The sequence below is a fragment of the Nocardioides sp. InS609-2 genome (assembly GCF_023208195.1).
In the GTDB taxonomy this organism is placed as follows: domain Bacteria; phylum Actinomycetota; class Actinomycetes; order Propionibacteriales; family Nocardioidaceae; genus Nocardioides.
In genome coordinates this window covers 434,949-452,381 of record NZ_CP060034.1, presented here as the reverse complement: position 1 = coordinate 452,381, position 17,433 = coordinate 434,949, and the positions used below count along the sequence as shown (strand labels likewise).

The window sequence follows — 17,433 nt, the reverse complement described above, 5'->3', positions numbered from 1 at the left end:
GACAGGCTCGATCACCGAAGAAGGAACCACTCCATGAGCATGCCGTTCTACGTCTCGCCCGAACAGCTGATGAAGGACCGGGCCGACTTCGCGCGCAAGGGCATCGGCCGCGGACGCTCGGTCGCCGTCGTGCAGTACGACGACGGCGTGCTGTTCGTCTCCGAGAACCCCTCGCAGGCGCTGCACAAGGTGTCCGAGATCTACGACCGCATCGCGTTCGCCGCGGTCGGTCGCTACAACGAGTTCGAGAACCTGCGCATCGCCGGCGTGCGGCTGGCCGACATGCGCGGCTACGCCTACGACCGGCGTGACGTGACCGGTCGCGGGCTTGCCAACGCCTATGCGCAGACGCTCGGCACGATCTTCTCCTCGGGTGGTGAGAAGCCCTACGAGGTCGAGCTGTTCGTGGCCGAGATCGGTGACGACGCGGCCGACGACCAGATCTACCGGCTGACGTACGACGGCCAGGTCGCCGACGAGCACGGGTTCGCCGTGATGGGCGGCGCCGCCGACACCGTGGCTGCGCACCTCAAGGAGCACTATGCCGAAGGGTCCTCGCTCACCGACGCGCTCGCCGCAGCTGTCGCAGCACTCGGGCACACGGTCGACGACCGCGGCGAGGCAACCGACCGGGTGATCCCGGTCCACGACCTCGAGGTGGCGATCCTCGACCGTACCCGCACTCAGCCGCGCAAGTTCGTCCGCATCCGCCAGCCCCGGCTCACCGAGCTGCTCGGGGAGCGCGGCCCGGAGACCCCGGCCGACCCCGATGCGTCCGACACCGGCGCCGGCACCACGCCGTCCGCCGGGGCGCCCGACGACCCGGCCGATCCGACCGACCAGGTCAGCGGCGCCGTACCCCCGCTGGAGAACCCGGTCACCGGCGAGCCTCCGGTGGCCCCGCCCATCGCGCCGCCGCCGTCCGAGCCGGTCGACCCCGCCCAGCCCATAGTTCCCGTGGAGCCGAAGCCCACCGACCCTGGCGAGCAGTGACGGTCCCCTCCGACGCCGAGCGCGCATGGGAGACAACCGGAGAGGAGGTCGCGTACGACGGCTTCTTCCGCGTCCTGCGGCGCGGGGTGCGCCTGCCCGACGGCACCGAGGGCTCATGGGACCTGCTCGACATGGCCGCGACCGTGGCCGTGCTCGCCCTGACGCCTGAGGGCGACCTGGTGATGGTGCGCCAGTTCCGCCCGGGGCCTGCTCGCGTCGTGATGTCGCTGCCCGGTGGTCTGGTCGATGCGGGCGAGGAGGTGGTCGACGCCGCGCGCCGCGAGCTGCGCGAGGAGACCGGCTACACCGCCGGATCCGTCGAGGTCGTCGCGTCCGCGCACAACTACAGCAGCACCCGCCCGATGTACGCCGCCATCGCGCGTGACTGCGTGCTGGCGCACGAGCAGGACCTCGACGAGTTCGAGGACTGCGAGGTGGTGGTCGTCGATGTCGCGACCGTCCGTGGCCTCCTCCGGGGCGGTGGGCTCGGGGCCATCGCGCAGACGTACCTAGCCATGGATGCCGCCGGGTTGCTGTAGCCCTGGGGCTGGTGGTGGCGCGCCGTCATGCTGACCCGGTTTGGTCCCAAACCGCATGTTCGGGCGCCGTCTGGCTGTGGTTTGGGACCAATCCACAGCCGTGAGGCTGTGGACAACTGGGTTATCCACAGACGTCCTCGTCGAGCGCTGCCTCGAGGCGCGCTTCCGGGCAGGCTCGTCCCATGGATGACGACGAACCCATTCGAGGAGAGGTCCGGCTGGCCGACTGCCGCCGCGTGAGCCACGGTCTGTTCCTCAAGATCCGCGACGGCCTCAGCGACCACGACGAGTTCCGACGCGAGCTTCGGGCTTTCCTACTGGTCCTGCCGCCGGAAGCGGTGTTCACGCACGTCACGGCGGCTAGGCTACTCAGCTGGCGACTCCCCGCGCTGCCTGAGCAGGTGCCGGTGTTCGCGTCGGTCCAAGGGCATCGCCGCCCAAGGAGACCGGGCCTGATCTGCTCGCGCCTGGTGCGCGAGCCGGAAGCGTGCCTGGTCGAGGGGCTTCCGGTCGACACTCCCGAAGAGATCCTGCTGCGGGCTGCGCGCGATCTGGGCACCGTCGACCTTGTCATCATGATCGACTCGGCCCTCGAGCGAGGTGATCTCGACCCAGCCGCGATGGAACGCATGCTCGAAAGCGGTCGTCCGGGCGTCGGCCCGCTCCGCGCGGCGTACGGCCTGGCCACCGCTCGATGCGAGTCCGCCGGCGAAACGTTGTTGCGCCTGTTCCACACGGCGATGGACATCCCGGTCGAGCCCCAGGTCACGCTGCGCGACGGCGTGGGGCGGAAGATCGGCCGCGCGGACCTGCTGCTCACCGGCACGACCTTGGTCCACGAGTACGACGGCGCCGGCCACCGAGACAAGATCCAGCACCGGGTCGATCTCCGGCGGGAGCGCGGCTGGGCGGGGACGCCGTACGTCCGGCGTGGATTCACCCTCGACGACCTGCTGAACCATCCCGCCGTCGTCATGCACGAGCTTGACCGGACCCTTGATCGGCCGCATCTCATTAAGCGATTGAGGAAGTGGCGAAGGATGGTCGACAACTCTCTGTACGCCGAACCGGGCCGAGCCAGGATCGTGAACAGGTGGCGAAGGCAAATGGGGGTCGTCGATTGGTCAGGAACCGCATGATCCCGGCCTCACAACTTGCGGTTTGGGACCAAACCGCGTGCCCAGGGCACGCGAACCTCGCCCCCGCCCAACCCTCACCGCCTAGGGTGTGGGTGTGGACCGGCGGATCTTCGGCATCGAGAACGAGTACGGCGTCACGTGCACGTTCCGGGGCCAGCGCAGACTGAGCCCCGACGAGGTGGCGCGCTACCTGTTCCGCAAGGTCGTCAGCTGGGGGCGCAGCAGCAACGTCTTCCTCCGCAACGGCGCCCGGCTCTACCTCGACGTCGGCAGCCACCCCGAGTACGCCACGCCCGAGTGTGACGACATCGTCGAGCTGGTCACCCACGACAAGGCCGGCGAGCGGGTCCTAGAGGGGCTGTTGCTCGACGCCGAGCAACGGCTGCGCGACGAGGGCATCGCCGGCGACATCTACCTGTTCAAGAACAACACCGACTCTGCGGGCAACTCCTACGGCTGCCACGAGAACTACCTGGTCGGGCGGGCCGGCGAGTTCTCCCGGCTGGCCGACGTGCTCATCCCGTTCCTGGTGACCCGCCAGATCATCGTCGGGGCCGGCAAGGTGACCCAGACTCCGCGCGGGGCGACGTACTCCGTGAGCCAGCGGGCCGAGCACATCTGGGAGGGCGTGAGCAGCGCCACCACGCGCAGCCGGCCGATCATCAACACCCGCGACGAGCCGCACGCCGACGCCGAGAAGTACCGCCGCCTGCACGTGATCGTCGGCGACTCCAACATGAGTGAGACGACCACCATGCTCAAGGTGGCCAGCTGCGATCTGGTCCTCCGGATGATCGAGGAGGGCGTGGTGATGCGCGACCTCACGATGGAGAACCCGATCCGCGCCATCCGCGAGATCAGCCACGACATGACGGGTCGCCGCAAGGTGCGGCTGGCCAACGGCCGCGAGGCGAGCGCGCTCGAGATCCAGGGCGAGTACCTCTCGAAGGCCCGAGACTTCGTCGACCGGCGCGGCATCGCCACCCCGTTGATCGAGCAGACTCTCGACCTGTGGGAGCGGTGCCTGAAGGCGGTGGAGTCGGAGGACCTGGGACTGGTCGACCGTGAGATCGACTGGGTCATCAAGTGGAAGCTGATCGACCGCTACCGCGCCAAGCACGGCCTGCCGCTCGGCCACCCCCGCATCGCCCAGATCGACCTGACCTACCACGACATCCACCGCGACCGCGGGCTCTACTACCTGCTGGAGAAGCGCGGAGCCGTCGCCCGGGTCACCAGCGACCTGAAGATCTTCGAGGCCAAGTCGGTCCCGCCTCAGAACACCCGCGCCCGCCTGCGCGGCGAGTTCATCCGGCGCGCCCAGGAGCGCCGCCGCGACTTCACCGTCGACTGGGTGCATCTCAAGCTCAACGACCAGGCGCAGCGCACCGTGCTGTGCAAGGACCCGTTCCGCGCCCACGACGAGAGGGTCCAGCGCCTCATCGACGGCATGTGACCCTGCTGCCCACCCGGATGCAGGGGATTCTCAGGCGCCCCGGATAAGGTGACGGCGCACTCCGTCCACAATCAAAGGTGTAGCTCCGTGTCTCGTCGTGTTCTGGCTCTTCCGGCCGCCCTTCTCATCGCCGCCCTCTCGCTCAGCGCGTGCGGCAACGACTCCGGGGAGAAGTCCAGCTCGGACTCCGGTTCGAGCGCCGGTCTCTCGAGCGTCAAGATCACCGGCGACGAGGGCCAGGCACCCGAGGTCAAGTTCGACGGCAAGCTCGACCCGTCCAAGACCGAGACCGAGGTCATCACCGAGGGTGACGGCGACGAGATCGCCTCGGGCGACAACGTCCTCACCCACGTCTGGATCGGCAACGGCTTCACCCAGAAGCAGGCCTTCACGACGTACGACGCGGGCAAGCCCGAGGTCCTCAACGTGAGCGACGACCTCAGCCCGGCGATCAAGGCCGGCCTCGAGGGTCAGAAGGTCGGCTCCCGGGTCGCGGTCATCGCGCCGCCGAAGGATGCTTTCGGTGAAGAGGGTCGTCCCGAGCTCGGCCTCGGTAACCAGGACAGCGTGCTGTTCGTGATGGACCTGGTCGACAAGATCGCCACCGAGCCCCAGGGCGAGGAGAAGCCGGTCGCCAAGTGGGCCCCGGGAATCACCGAGGACGGCGCCAAGGTCACCGCGCTCGACTTCTCGAAGGCGACCGAGCCCGGCAAGAACCTCCTGGTCACCAAGACCATCAAGGGCGACGGCGCCGTGGTCAAGAAGGGCCAGACGCTCTACGTCAACTACTTCGGCCAGACCTACAAGAGTGACGCGGCCTTCGACGAGTCCTACAGCACCGGCGCACCCGCGTCGTTCCCGATCGGTGTCGGTCAGGTCATCAAGGGCTGGGACGACGCCCTGGTCGGCCAGACCGTCGGATCGCGGATGATCCTCGCCATCCCGCCGGAGCTCGGCTACGGCACCGAGGGCAACAAGGACGCCGGCATCAAGGGCACCGACACGCTCTATTTCGTGGTCGACATCCTCGCGGCTGTCTGAGCCGCCTGAACCGTCCCGGACAGTGATGTCCGGGGGAGGGGAACCGCCGTGGTGGCCCGCAAGAGTGAGCGGTTGATGAACCTGCTCATCATGCTGCTGGTGCAACGCCGCTACGTCTCGAAGGAGCGGATCCGCGAGTTCCTCTACCCCGGAGAGTCGCTCGACGCGTTCGAGAAGAAGTTCGAGCGCGACAAGGAAGAGCTTCGCTCTCTCGGGGTGCCCATCGAGGTGGGCACGCTCGACGCCTACTTCGACGACGAGGTCGGCTACCGCATCCGTCCCGACCAGTTCGCCCTGCCCGAGATCAGTCTGGAGGCCGATGAGGCAGCCGTGATCGGCCTGGCCGGCAAGGTGTGGGAGCACGCGCGCCTCGCCGAGGCCGCGACGGACGCCGTACGCAAGCTGACCGCGAGCGGGGTGCCGCTCGACCTCTCGGCCCTCGACCTCGTGCAGCCGCGCATCGGCGCCGACGAGCCGGCGTTCGACGTGTTCTGGGAGGCCACTCAGGAGCGGTCGGCGGTGGAGTTCGACTACCGCCGCCCCGGCGCGGTGGAGGCGACCAGACGCCACCTTCAGCCGTGGGGTGTCGTGCGCTACTCCGGGCGCTGGTACGCCGTCGGGTTCGACGTCGACCGCCAGCATGAGCGGGTCTTCCGGCTCTCCCGCATCGTGGGCGCCGCGACCATCACGGGTCTGCCCGGGGCGTACGACGTCCCGGCCGGCACCGACATCCGGGAGATGGCCCGCCGGCTTGCCCCGGCCCCCGAACGCGCCCACATCTCGCTGCTGGCCAGGGCCGACACGGGCCACGGCCTGCGCCGTGATGCCGCGTCGGTCGAGGAGGGCGTTACGGGGCCTGACGACGACACCCGCTGGGACCGGCTCACGCTCGAGGGCAACATCACCGTGCTGGCGGACGAGGTGCTCACCTACGGCGACCACATCTACGTCGAGAGCCCGCCACGGTTGCGCGAGGCCGTCGTCGACCGGCTCACCCGGCTCGTGGAGGCGGGTGCCCGATGAACCCGACGATCGCGGCCCCTGCCCAGGGCGGAGCCAAGGACCAGGTCAACCGGCTGCTTACCCTCGTGCCCTACCTGCACGGCCGCGACGGCGTACGCCTCGACGAGGCCGCCTCGGCGCTCGGCGTCCCTCCCAAGCAGCTGATGAAGGACCTCAAGGTCCTGCTGATGTGCGGCCTGCCGGGTGGCTACCCGGACGACCTGATCGACGTCGACCTCGACGCGCTCGAGGGCCAGGAAGCCGACGGGGTCATCCGGGTCTCCAACGCCGACTACCTCGCCCGACCGCTGCGACTGACGCCCACCGAGGCGACCGCGCTGATCGTGGCGCTGCGCGCCGTCCGCGGCGGGGCCGCCACCGACACCCGCGAGGTCGTCGACCGCACCCTGGGCAAGTTGGAGGCCGCTGCCGCAGAGGGCAGCGGGGCCGGCCGGATCGAGGTCGACGAGCAACCGTCGGCCGAGGCAGACGTGCTTCGCCAGCTGCGCGACGCCGTCGAGCGTGGCCGGCAGGTGCACCTGACCTACTGGGTGCCCACGCGTGACGAGGCCACCGAACGACTCGTCGACCCCCGAAGCCTGGTCACGTCTCCGGGCGCGAGCTACCTCGACGGCTGGTGCCACGCGGCTGAGGCGCCCCGGCTGTTCCGCCTGGACCGCATCCACGACCTCGCCGTACTCGACTCTCCGGTCGAGGCCCACGACGACGACCCGAAGGACATCACCGACGGGTTCTTCCGGGGCTCCGACGACGCCGTACTGGTCACCGTCGAGCTCGGCCCGCGCGCCCAGTGGGTGCCCGAGTACTACCCGGTGGAGGCGGTGCGGCCACTTCCGGGCGGCTCATCCGAAATCCAGATGCTCGTTGCTGACGAACGTTGGTTGGAGCGGCTGCTCCTGCGGCTCGCGCCGTACGCCCGCGTCATCTCGCCCGCAAGGGTGGGTGGCGAGGTCACAGCCACTGCACAGCGTGCCCTCAGGCTCTACGCGCATGACACCGGCGTAGACTGATTTCTGCACCAAGCCCGCAACCGTGAGGACCCCCATGTACGCGTTCATCGCCGGTCTCGGCCCCACCGAGCTGCTGATCATCCTGGCCGTCCTGGTCCTGCTCTTCGGTGCGTCCAAGCTGCCCGAGCTCGCCCGCGGCAGCGGTCGCGCCCTGCGGATCTTCAAGGCAGAGACCAAGGGTCTGGTCGACGGTGACGACGATGACGACGTCAAGACCGCCGAGCAGCGCGAGCTCGAGGCCCGCCGGGCCGAGAGCGAGCGCATCGCCCGCGAGCACCGCGACGACACCACCGCCTGACGACCGAGCTCGCCACCACACCCGTGAAGATTCGCGGTCTACTCAGCCTGCTCAGCGGCGCACCGACGCACCCCATCGGTGCAGACGGCCGGATGGCCCTCACCGATCACTTCCGTGAGCTTCGCGCCCGGTTGATCCGCTCCGCGCTCCTCCTGGTCGTCATCTTCGGCGTGTCGCTCTTCTTCTACAACGACCTGCTCAAGCTGGTGCTCGCCCCCTACAACGACGCTCGCATCGCCCTGGGCCAGAAGGTCGAGACGACGGCCTACATCAAGGGCGCCACCGGCCCGCTGCTGCTGCAGCTCAAACTCTGTGGCGTCGCGGCCATCGTCGCCTCCAGCCCCTACTGGCTCTCCCAGATCTGGGGTTTCATCGTCCCTGGCCTGCGCGCGCAGGAGAAGAAGTGGTCGCGGGTCTTCGTCGCGATCGCCGGGCCGCTGTTCCTTGCCGGCGTCGCTGTCGGCTACTACGTGCTCCCGCGCGGCCTCGAGGTGCTGATCGGGTTCACCCCGGTACAGCTCGAGAACCTCGTCGAGTTCGGTGAGTACTTCTCCTTCCTGACCCGGATGCTGCTCGTCTTCGGCGTCGCCTTCGAGATCCCGCTCTTCGTGGTGATGCTCAACCTCGCCGGCGTGGTGAGCGGCAAGCAGATCGGCCGCTACCGGCCGTGGATCATCATCGGCACGTTCATCTTTGCTGCCGTGGCGACGCCGTCCACCGACCCGTTCTCCATGCTGGCGCTCGCGATCCCGATGCTGGTCCTATTCGCTCTCGCCGAGATCATCGCCCGCGTCATCGACCGGGTGCGCCGCCGCGGCGAAGGGGACACCGACCAGTGGGACGACGACGAGGCCTCGCCCATCTGAGAGGCTGAGGTGGTGCAGCCACAGCCGATTGTCGCCGTCGACCCGTTCGACCTGCCCGACTGGCTGGGCACCGACGACGTCACCTGGTCGGCCGACGCCGGCCTGCGCACCGGTCACCACGTGCGCGGCATCCTGACGTCTCCGGGCCACGACGACCACACCCTGGTTTGCGACCTGCTGGCCGTCGACGAGGCCTATCCCGCGCCGGTCACCTGTGACCGCAGCCGGGCCGCCGCCCACCAAGCCTGGCAGCACGGCCAGGTGCTCATGGGTGAGTACGACGCCCGGCTGGTGCTCGCCGTACCCGGCACCGGGTTCGGTGCAGACCTGGTGCTCGACACCATCAGCCGGCTGGCCAAGGCGGTCGGCGCCACTCCAGAGCGGTTCGCCGCCCACCTGCGCATCGGGTCGCAGGAGCCGCGCCGCGCACGCCCCACTGGGTAGCGGCGGATAGGGTCGTGCCGTGCCCGGCCCCTCCCGCGAGATCGCGCTCATCACCAACCCGTCGGCCGGCAAGGGCCGCGGCGAGCGCATCCGCGACGTCGCGGTGTCCCGGCTGCGTGACGCGGGCTTCGTGGTGCGCAACCTGCAGGGCGCCGATGCCGACGAGGCCCTCGACCTGGCCCATGCCTGCGTGCGTGACGGCGTCGAGGCGCTGGTCGTGTGTGGCGGCGACGGCATGGTGCACCTCGGCGTCCAGGCCGTGGCCGGCACCGGCATCCCGCTCGGCATCATCCCGTCCGGCACCGGCAACGACGTGGCTCGCTACTTCGACATCCCGCGCAAGGATCCGGCGGCTGCCGCCGACCGCGTCATCGCCTCCCGCACCCGCACCGTCGACCTCGCGCGGTGCGGCTCGAAGTACTTCGTGACCGTGCTCGCCGCGGGCTTCGACGCCGTCGTCAACGAGCGGGCCAACGACATGACCTGGCCGCGCGGCCAGATGCGCTACAACCTGGCCACCCTGGCGGAGCTGCGCACCTTCGCCGCGCTGCCCTACACGATCGACCTCGACGGCGAGGTCGTCCAGCGCGAGGCGACGCTGGTCGCGGTCGGCAACGGGCCGTCGTACGGCGGAGGACTGCGGATCACCGAGGGCGCCGTCCTCGACGACGGCCTGCTCGACGTCGTGATCATCAAGAAGCTCAGCAAACCGGCGCTGGTGCGCGCCTACCCCCGGCTCTTCAAGGGCACCCACGTCACGCTGCCGCAGTACGAGCACCACCGGGTCCGCAAGGTCAGCGTGGCTGCGCCCGGCATCGTGGCGTACGCCGACGGCGAGCGCTTCGGCGCGCTGCCGCTGACCATCGAGAGCGCACCCGGCGCGTTGAAGGTGCTGGCATGACCGAGCGCGAGGAGACCGAGCTGAGCCCGTCGGAGAAGTACGCCGCGTTCCAGCGCGATCGAAGGCATCCGGTGCTGGTCGACTTTGCGGGGCAGTACGCCTTCCCGCTCGACGACTTCCAGGTCGCCGCCTGCCGCGAGATCGAGGACGGCCGCGGCGTGCTCGTGGCCGCGCCGACCGGCTCGGGCAAGACGGTGGTGGGCGAGTTCGCTGTTCACCTGGCCATCGCGAGCGGCCGCAAGTGCTTCTACACGACACCGATCAAGGCGCTGTCGAACCAGAAGTACAACGACCTCGTCGCACGCTACGGAGCCGACCAGGTGGGGCTGCTGACCGGCGACAACGTCGTCAACGGCGAAGCCCCGATCGTCGTCATGACGACCGAGGTGCTGCGCAACATGCTGTACGCCGGCTCCCGGACGCTGCTGGGACTCGGCTTCGTCGTGATGGACGAGGTGCACTACCTCGCCGACCGGATGCGCGGCGCTGTCTGGGAAGAGGTGATCATCCACCTGCCCGAGTCGGTGAGCGTCGTCTCCCTGTCGGCGACGGTCTCCAACGCCGAGGAGTTCGGCGAGTGGCTCGAGACGGTGCGCGGCGACACCACCACGATCGTGGAGGAGAAGCGGCCGGTGCCGCTGTTCCAGCACGTCATGGTCGGCCGCCGGCTGCTCGACCTCTTCGCCTCCTCCGACGTCGACGCCTCCGCCGGCTTCGTCAAGGAGGGTGCGCCCGTCAACAGCGAGCTGGTGCGCATCGCGCGGGACGACTGGGCCAGCACCCGGATGAAGGACCGCCGCACGGCCCGCGACAAGCGTCCCGGCCGCGGCGGGCCCAAGCAGGTCGGCAACGGCCGGCGGGTGTGGATCCCAAGCCGCGTCGACGTGATCGAGCGGCTCGACCGCGAGCGGCTGCTGCCGGCGATCGTGTTCATCTTCAGCCGGGTCGGCTGCGACGCCGCTGTCACGCAGTGCCTCAACGCCAACGTGCGGCTGACCTCTACCGAGGAACGCGACGCGATCTACCAGTACGTCGAGGATCGCTGCCGCCACCTCGACGACGATGACCTCCACGTGCTCGGCTACCACGAGTTCCTCGACGGACTCACCCGCGGCGTCGCCGCGCACCACGCGGGCATGCTGCCTGCGTTCAAGCAGTGCGTCGAGGAGCTCTACGTGCGCGGCCTCTGCAAGGTCGTCTTCGCCACCGAGACCCTCGCACTTGGCATCAACATGCCGGCCCGCACCGTGGTCATCGAGAAGCTCTCGAAGTGGAACGGCGAGGCACACGCCGACATCACGCCGGGGGAGTACACCCAGCTGACCGGCCGGGCCGGGCGTCGCGGGCTCGACGTGGAGGGTCACGGAGTCGTCCTGTGGCAGCCGGGGATGAACCCGCGCGAGGTGGCCGGTCTGGCGTCGACCCGGACCTATCCGCTGCGGTCCTCGTTCCGGCCGTCGTACAACATGGCGGTGAACCTGGTGAACCAGTTCGGCCGGGAGCGGGCACGCGCGACGCTTGAGCTTTCGTTCGCCCAGTTCCAGGCCGACAAGGCGGTCGTCGGGCTGGCCCGGCAGCTACGCAAGAGCGAGGACGCCCTCGACGGCTACGCCGAGGCGGCGACGTGCCACCTCGGCGACTTCATGGAGTACGCCGCGCTGCGTCGGCGCATCACCGACGTCGAGAAGGGCGCCGCTCGCAACCGGCGCACCGACCGACGTGGCGAGGCCGCGGCCTCGTTGGCCAGGCTGCGGCCCGGCGACGTGATCGAGGTGCCGGCCGGCAAGTTCGCCGGCTTCGCCGTGGTGATCGACCCCGGTGTCAGCGGTGACGGCGACCCGCGGCCGCAGGTCGTGACGGTTGACCGGCAGGCTCGGCGGCTCGCAATGACCGACTTCCCGGTGCCGGTGGAGTCGCTGACCCGGCTGAAGGTCCCCAAGTCGTTCAGCGGACGGAACCCGCAGATGCGGCGCGAGCTGAGTGACCTCCTGCGAAGCCGCACGCGTGACCTCACGCCGCCGTCACGCCAGCGCGCCAACCGCCGCGACACCCCGGTGGACGACGCGACCGAGCGCGAGATCGCGTCGCTGCGCAAGCAGCTCAAGGAACACCCGTGCCACCAGTGCCCCGATCGCGAGGACCACTCGCGCTGGTCGGAGCGGTGGTTCAAGCTGGAACGCGACGCGCAGACGCTCAAGCGCCGGGTCGAGCAGCGCACCAACACCGTGGCCCGTACGTTCGACCGGGTCTGCTCGGTGCTGACGACGCTGGAGTACCTCGCCGGTGACCAGGTCACCGATCGTGGCCGGCACCTGATGCGCATCTACACCGACATGGACCTCGTGGCCGCCGAGTCGCTGCGCCACGGACTCTGGGACGACCTCAGCGCCTCCGAGCTGGCGTCGGTGCTCTCGGTGCTGGTCTTCGAGGCACGGCGTGCTGACGACTCGTCGGTGCCGCGGCTGCCCGGTGGTCGTGTCAAGGACGTCATCGGCGAGATGGTGCGCCTGTGGGGCGATCTGGACGCGCTCGAGCGAGAGCACAAGCTCGACTTCCTGCGCGAGCCCGACCTGGGCTTCGCGTGGGCTGCCTACCGGTGGGCCGAGGGAGACGACCTCGACGACGTGCTGGGCGGCACGTCGCTGGCCGCCGGTGACTTCGTGCGCTGGATGAAGCAGCTGCTCGACCTCACCGGCCAGGTGGCAGACGCCGCGGGTGACTCACCGCTGCGCGGGGTCGCGCGCCAGGCCGTACACCGGCTGAAGCGGGGAATCGTGGCCTACTCCTCGCTCACCGACTGAGGGCGCTCACGGCCTCGGCGACGGGGGTCGCGCCGCCGACGAGGTCCCACTGGGCGCCGATGCCGGCACCGGTGTCGAGTACGGCCGCCACGACGGCCGCCACGTCGGCGCGCGGGATCTCGCCGCGCCCGGTCCGGTCGGCCAGCTGGACGAGGCCGGTGGGCTCGTCGTCGGTGAGTCGTCCGGGGCGGATGATCGTCCAGTCGAGCCCGCTGTCACGCAGGGCGGTGTCGGCGTCGCGCTTCGCCTCGACGTACGCCTTCCAGACCGGCTCCACGTCGGCCACGGGCTCGTCGACGCCGATGGCGGAGATCTGTACGACGCGGCTGATGCCGGCCTGCTGGGCACCCTCGATCGTCTTGAGCGCGCCACCGAGGTCGACGGTGCGCTTGCGCTCGATGTCGCCGTCGGGGCCACCGCCGGCAGCGAACACCACCGCGTGACAGCGCTCGAACGCGCGGGCGAACGCGATTGCGTCGCCCTTCTCGATGTCGAGCAGCTCGACCTCGGCGCCCAGGCCCTCGAGCTCGGCGCGGTAGGCGTCGCGGCGGACCAGCGCCACGGGCTGGTGACCGGCGGCGACCAGGAGCGGGTGGAGGTGACGGGCCACGTTGCCGTGGCCCCCGATGATGGCGATGCGGCTCATGGCTCCACCGTACGGACTAGTCCTGAGCCGGCCCCTGGAGTGCTTCCACCAGCCGGACGGCTGCGCTGCCGAGGTCCCAGCGCTTGTCGAGCGCCACCACGGCGTCGGGGTCCTTCGGGGTGCGGGGGAGCGTGGCGTCGTACTCGCCGAGGTCGAGGTCGCGCACGACGGTCACCACCTGCGGGGCGACCGCGAGGTAGTCGGCGGCGGCCTTGATCTTGCCGCGCGGGCCGGGCGCCAGGTCGGAGTCGGGGTCGCCGGCTGCCGCGACGACGCCGTCGATGTCGGTGAAGCGGTTGAGCAGCGTGGCGGCCGTCTTGTCGCCGACGCCGGCGACACCGGGCAGGCCATCGGAGTTGTCGCCGCGCAACGTCGCGAAGTCGGCGTACTGGTTGGCGTCGACGTCGTACTTGTCGCGGATGACCTGGTTGGTGACCTTCTCGTGCCGGCCGACGCCGCGGGCCGTGTAGAGGACGCGCACCTCCGCCTCGTCGTCGACGAGCTGGAAGAGGTCGCGGTCGCCGGTGACGATGTCGACGGGCATGCCGGCGTTGGTCGCGAGGGTGCCGATCACGTCGTCGGCCTCGTGGTGGTCGGCGCCGACGACGCAGATGCCGTACGCCGCGAGGACGTCGAGGATGATCGGGATCTGGGTCTCGAGCGGGTCGGGCACCTCCTCGACGTCGGGGTTGTCGCCGGGGGTCACCACCACGACGCGGTGGGCCTTGTACGTCGGGATCAGGTCGACGCGCCACTGCGGGCGCCAGTCGTTGTCCCAGCAGCAGACCAGGTGGGTGGGCTGGTATTCGCCGACCAGCCGGCTGATGAAGTCCATCAGCCCGCGCACCGCGTTGACCGGGGTGCCGTCCGGGGCGCGCATCGAGTCGGGCACGCCGAAGAAGGCCCGGAAGTACAGCGATGCGGTGTCGAGGAGCATAAGACGGGGCGGGGGTGAGGTCACGGCGCGATCCTGCCACGTACCACTACCCTCACGGCATGAGCACGAGCGAGGTCGAAGCCACCGATCGGCAGATCCTGGGCCTGCTGGCCGCAGACGGCCGGATGTCGTTCACCGACCTCGGCAAGGCGACCGGTCTGTCCACCTCCGCCGTGCACCAGCGCGTGAAGCGGCTCGAGACGCGCGGCCTGATCACGGGGTACGCCGCCCAGGTCGACCACTACGAGATCGGCCTGCCGCTGACGGCGTTCATCTCGATCCGCCCCATCGACCCCTCGCAGCCCGACGACTCCCCGGAGCGCCTGCGCGACATCCCCGGCATCGAGTCTTGCTGGTCGGTGGCTGGGGAGGAGTCGTACATCCTCAAGGTGCGCGTCGGCACCCCGCTGGACCTCGAGGAGCTGCTGGCCAGGATCCGCGCCGCCGCCAACGTGGCCACGCGGACTACGATCGTGCTCTCCACGCCGTACGAGAACCGCCCGGTCACCTGAGCGTGTCGCTTCGGAATCCCCGGTTGACCGGGGACTCCTGAACTTGTCGGGGAATGCATGGGCCGACAAGTTCATGGGTTGCCTGCCAAGTCATCTCGATCAGGCTGCTACGGGACGGAACAGCCGGCGGATGCGAGCGGCGACGTCCGACGGTCGGTACAGGTCTGCCCACACGATCCTGATGCACCGCCAGCCGGTGAGCTCGCAAATCATCGACTCGCGCTCCTTCTCCCGCAGCACGCACTCGGTCACGTCCTCGTCGTCGGCGAGATAGCGCTGGTACTTCACTTTCCCGTCGAACTCGAGGAAGACGCCCAGCTCGGGCCAGGCCAGGTCCACACGGGCGATCTCGCTGCCATCTGGCCCCAAGATCGGATAGTTGGGCACGGGAGCAGGAAGGCCCTGGGTCCAGCACAGGTATCGCGCCCTGCTCTCGCCGACCGACTCCGAGCGGCCATCCACCAGGCGAAGCACGAGTTCTGCCCGCAATGTGTGGGGCCAGTGCGTCATCTGCTGGTAGCGCGTCCGAAGCGCGTCAAGGGTGGTGTGTCGGTTGTGTAGCAGCCAGTCGATCTCGACGACAGCATGCTCGACGTTCGTCAACGTGATGATCTCAAGGGCAGCCCGCACCGGAACAACGGTCGGCACACCGTTCCGCTCCGTGACGTCTTGGGGGAGGAGTACGCCGCGATGCTGCTGGATGCCAGCTTCTTTGCGCCCGGTGCGGCGGTCGCGCCGCGTCAGGTGGACGATGTCGAACGGTTGGTCCCAGAGCGGCGCGCCGTACGCGTTGAGTGCGCTGAGGTGGCTCAGCACAGCACCGGTCCTGGCCTGGCGCAGGCCGGCCCGGCAGAGGACGGCGTACCTGTCGGCCTCGCTCAGCCGGTCCCAGGCGACTCCGAACACGTACGCCCCGCGACGAACCCGGACCCACATCCCTCTGCGGACGTACGACGCGATGGCGTGGTCGTGGTAGCCCAGCTCGACCGCCTCCTTGCGGAGGAAGACACCGTGTAGCTCGATCAAGGCATGAAGGCGTGGATCCATGCGGGACAGCGTGCCGGAGGAGCCCCACGCTTCGCCGAGGTACTCCTGACGCCTGTGGAGAACGCCTTGATCTGCCGGCCTGTGGACGCATTCGGGGCGCTCCGGGCCGGAACGACGCTGACTGGGCGGTCACTTCCTGAACTTGTCGGCCCGTGCACGGGGTGACAAGTTCAGGAATCCCCGGCCGACCGGGGATTCCTCGCCCAAACGCCCCGCCTCAGTAAGCCTGCAGTGCGGCCGTACGCCGGGAGGCCTCGGCCACCTCAGCAGCCTTGAGGGCGGACTCGTCGAGGCGCCCGTGCTCCGCCCACCACTGCTGACCCTCGAGGGGGAGGGTGTGGATGGGGTCGTAGTACTCGTAGGTGCGCGAGAGCGCCTCGGCGTCGGTGGCCTCGATGGAGGTGCGGTAGTTCTTGGTCCAGTAGGAGATGCCGCGCTCCGTGTCGTAGTCGGTGAGCTGGTGCACCCAGCGCTTGCCGACGAACGGCACGTCGCACACGATGCGCGGCGTCGCGAAGCCCGGCAGGTAGCCCATGATGTGGTGCTGCAGGCGCTGCGCGTCGGCAACCGAGACCCGCCAGTGCTCCGAGAACGGGATCATGTCGCACATGTAGAAGTAGTACGGCATGATCTGCGCTCCATCGAGCAGACGGAAGCACAGGTCGAGCAGCGCGTGCGGCTCGGCGTTGACGCCGTTGAGCAGCACGCCCTGGTTGCGTACGTCGCGCAGGCCGGCCTCCAGCATCGCGCTGGACGCCTCGGCGACGATCGGAGTGATGGAGTTCGCGTGGTTGGCGTGGGTGTGCATCGCCAGTGAGACGCCGCGCGAGCGGGCGATCGCGGCGACCCGGGCGACGCCCTCGACGACGTCGGGCTGCAGCCAGTGCTGAGGCAGGCCGATCAGGGCCTTGGTGGCGAGCCGGATGTCACGGATGTTCTCGATCTCCAGCAGACGGGTGAGGAAGTCCTCGAGCCGCGGCCAGGGCATGTTGGCCACGTCGCCACCGGACACGACGACGTCGCGCACCTGCGGCGTCCGACGCAGGTAGTCGAACATCGCGTCGAGCCGGTCGACGGGCTTGGCGGTGAACTTGAGCTTCTCGATGACCGGCGTCGAGTTGCCGACGAGGTCCATCCGCGTGCAGTGGCCGCAGTACTGCGGGCAGGTCGGCAACAGCTCCGCCAGCACCTTGGTCGGGTAGCGGTGCGTGAGCCCCTCGGCGACCCACATGTCGTGCTCGTGCAGCGAGTCGCGGGTGGCGTGCGGGTGCGACGCCCAGTCGGTACGACGGTCGCTGAGCACCGGGATCATGTAGTGCCGCACCGGGTCGGCGTACAGCTCGTCGGTCAGCGAGCCGGGTCCGCCGGGCGTGGCCAGCGGCATCATCGTGTTCATCATCTGTGGCGGCACGAGCATCGACATCGTGGCCCGCTCGGCCTGGTCGCGCTCGAGGTCGGTGTAGAAGCTCTCGTCGACCAGGTCGCCCATCAGCTCACGGAGTTGCTTGACGTTCTTCACGCAGTGCGCGCGCTGCCACTGGACCGACGCCCACTGCTCCGCGGTGACGTCGCGCCACCCGGGGAACCGGGTCCAGTCGGGTTCGACCAGCTCGACCCGTGTGTAGGGGTAGGGCTGCGTGGACTCCTGCCAAAGATCTGTTGGGTCGATGGCCGTCTCGATGCTCATGCGATGCTCCCGGGGATGCTCGGTCGGGGTGGTCGGCGCGGGGTTTGTGTGCCGCGCCACGTCTCTGTCAGAGTAGACGACAGATCCTCCGGT

At 69.4% G+C, this 17,433-nt stretch carries 17 protein-coding genes; 13 read left to right on the top strand and 4 right to left on the bottom strand.

Features of this window, described 5'->3' with window-relative positions; genetic code table 11:
• Nucleotides 1-33 precede the first annotated feature (33 nt).
• The 12 genes from prcA (at nt 34) to H4Q84_RS02395 (ending at nt 12,511) form a co-directional block, all read left to right on the top strand.
• Complete coding sequence (gene prcA / locus H4Q84_RS02450) at nt 34-993, top strand: proteasome subunit alpha (RefSeq protein ID WP_248581818.1); 960 nt, start codon at nt 34-36, stop codon at nt 991-993.
• Nucleotides 990-1,532 (top strand): NUDIX hydrolase, encoded by a 543-nt coding sequence (locus H4Q84_RS02445; protein WP_248581817.1) that lies wholly within the window; start codon nt 990-992, stop codon nt 1,530-1,532. The genes prcA and H4Q84_RS02445 overlap by 4 nt, the downstream gene beginning before the upstream one ends.
• A gap of 401 nt (nt 1,533-1,933) precedes the next feature.
• Nucleotides 1,934-2,671, top strand: a complete 738-nt coding sequence (locus tag H4Q84_RS02440; RefSeq protein ID WP_248581816.1) for a hypothetical protein — start codon at nt 1,934-1,936, stop codon at nt 2,669-2,671.
• 94 nt (nt 2,672-2,765) lie between these two features.
• On the top strand, nt 2,766-4,127 hold the full coding sequence (pafA, locus tag H4Q84_RS02435) for a Pup--protein ligase (RefSeq protein ID WP_248581815.1): 1,362 nt from the start codon (nt 2,766-2,768) through the stop codon (nt 4,125-4,127).
• A gap of 87 nt (nt 4,128-4,214) precedes the next feature.
• The gene (locus H4Q84_RS02430) at nt 4,215-5,168 is read left to right on the top strand and encodes an FKBP-type peptidyl-prolyl cis-trans isomerase (RefSeq protein WP_248581814.1); all 954 of its coding nucleotides are present in this window, start codon (nt 4,215-4,217) and stop codon (nt 5,166-5,168) included.
• A 48-nt stretch (nt 5,169-5,216) separates the two neighbouring features.
• Entirely contained in the window at nt 5,217-6,191 is a 975-nt protein-coding gene (locus H4Q84_RS02425; RefSeq protein ID WP_248581813.1) for a WYL domain-containing protein, read from the top strand.
• Nucleotides 6,188-7,201, top strand: coding sequence for a WYL domain-containing protein (locus H4Q84_RS02420; protein WP_248581812.1), 1,014 nt, complete (start codon nt 6,188-6,190; stop codon nt 7,199-7,201). The genes H4Q84_RS02425 and H4Q84_RS02420 overlap by 4 nt, the downstream gene beginning before the upstream one ends.
• A gap of 22 nt (nt 7,202-7,223) precedes the next feature.
• Nucleotides 7,224-7,499, top strand: coding sequence for a twin-arginine translocase TatA/TatE family subunit (gene tatA / locus H4Q84_RS02415; protein WP_248581811.1), 276 nt, complete (start codon nt 7,224-7,226; stop codon nt 7,497-7,499).
• 23 nt (nt 7,500-7,522) lie between these two features.
• Complete coding sequence (gene tatC, locus H4Q84_RS02410; protein ID WP_248581810.1) at nt 7,523-8,365, top strand: twin-arginine translocase subunit TatC; 843 nt, start codon at nt 7,523-7,525, stop codon at nt 8,363-8,365.
• Nucleotides 8,366-8,377: 12 nt separating this feature from the next.
• Entirely contained in the window at nt 8,378-8,809 is a 432-nt protein-coding gene (locus H4Q84_RS02405; RefSeq protein WP_248581809.1) for a hypothetical protein, read from the top strand.
• A 19-nt stretch (nt 8,810-8,828) separates the two neighbouring features.
• Nucleotides 8,829-9,710, top strand: a complete 882-nt coding sequence (locus H4Q84_RS02400) for a diacylglycerol kinase (protein ID WP_248581808.1) — start codon at nt 8,829-8,831, stop codon at nt 9,708-9,710.
• Nucleotides 9,707-12,511, top strand: coding sequence for a DEAD/DEAH box helicase (locus tag H4Q84_RS02395; RefSeq protein ID WP_248581807.1), 2,805 nt, complete (start codon nt 9,707-9,709; stop codon nt 12,509-12,511). Before H4Q84_RS02400 ends, H4Q84_RS02395 begins: the two co-directional genes overlap by 4 nt.
• On the opposite strand, the gene H4Q84_RS02390 is transcribed toward H4Q84_RS02395, so the two are convergent.
• On the bottom strand, nt 12,501-13,157 hold the full coding sequence (locus tag H4Q84_RS02390) for an SDR family oxidoreductase (protein ID WP_248581806.1): 657 nt from the start codon (nt 13,155-13,157) through the stop codon (nt 12,501-12,503). The two genes, H4Q84_RS02395 and H4Q84_RS02390, sit on opposite strands and share 11 nt — an antisense overlap.
• Before the next feature lie 16 nt (nt 13,158-13,173).
• Complete coding sequence (locus H4Q84_RS02385) at nt 13,174-14,118, bottom strand: 5'-3' exonuclease (RefSeq protein WP_349238400.1); 945 nt, start codon at nt 14,116-14,118, stop codon at nt 13,174-13,176.
• Nucleotides 14,119-14,153: 35 nt separating this feature from the next.
• On the opposite strand from H4Q84_RS02385, the gene H4Q84_RS02380 reads away from it, so the two are divergent.
• Nucleotides 14,154-14,606, top strand: a complete 453-nt coding sequence (locus H4Q84_RS02380; RefSeq protein ID WP_248581805.1) for an Lrp/AsnC family transcriptional regulator — start codon at nt 14,154-14,156, stop codon at nt 14,604-14,606.
• A 99-nt stretch (nt 14,607-14,705) separates the two neighbouring features.
• On the opposite strand, the gene H4Q84_RS02375 is transcribed toward H4Q84_RS02380, so the two are convergent.
• Nucleotides 14,706-15,653, bottom strand: coding sequence for a type IV toxin-antitoxin system AbiEi family antitoxin domain-containing protein (locus H4Q84_RS02375; protein WP_248581804.1), 948 nt, complete (start codon nt 15,651-15,653; stop codon nt 14,706-14,708).
• A 217-nt stretch (nt 15,654-15,870) separates the two neighbouring features.
• Nucleotides 15,871-17,340, bottom strand: a complete 1,470-nt coding sequence (locus tag H4Q84_RS02370; RefSeq protein WP_248581803.1) for a lysine 2,3-aminomutase — start codon at nt 17,338-17,340, stop codon at nt 15,871-15,873.
• Nucleotides 17,341-17,433: the final 93 nt, after the last annotated feature.

Bases quoted from the DNA above. Each gene is read 5' to 3' on its own strand.
- prcA (WP_248581818.1), top strand. From the start codon at position 34: ATGAGCATGCCGTTCTACGTCTCGCCCGAACAGCTGATGAAGGACCGG.
- H4Q84_RS02420 (WP_248581812.1), top strand. From the start codon at position 6,188: ATGAACCCGACGATCGCGGCCCCTGCCCAGGGCGGAGCCAAGGACCAG.
- H4Q84_RS02395 (WP_248581807.1), top strand. From the start codon at position 9,707: ATGACCGAGCGCGAGGAGACCGAGCTGAGCCCGTCGGAGAAGTACGCC.
- H4Q84_RS02390 (WP_248581806.1), bottom strand. From the start codon at position 13,157: ATGAGCCGCATCGCCATCATCGGGGGCCACGGCAACGTGGCCCGTCAC.
- H4Q84_RS02380 (WP_248581805.1), top strand. From the start codon at position 14,154: ATGAGCACGAGCGAGGTCGAAGCCACCGATCGGCAGATCCTGGGCCTG.
- H4Q84_RS02375 (WP_248581804.1), bottom strand. From the start codon at position 15,653: ATGGATCCACGCCTTCATGCCTTGATCGAGCTACACGGTGTCTTCCTC.
- H4Q84_RS02370 (WP_248581803.1), bottom strand. From the start codon at position 17,340: ATGAGCATCGAGACGGCCATCGACCCAACAGATCTTTGGCAGGAGTCC.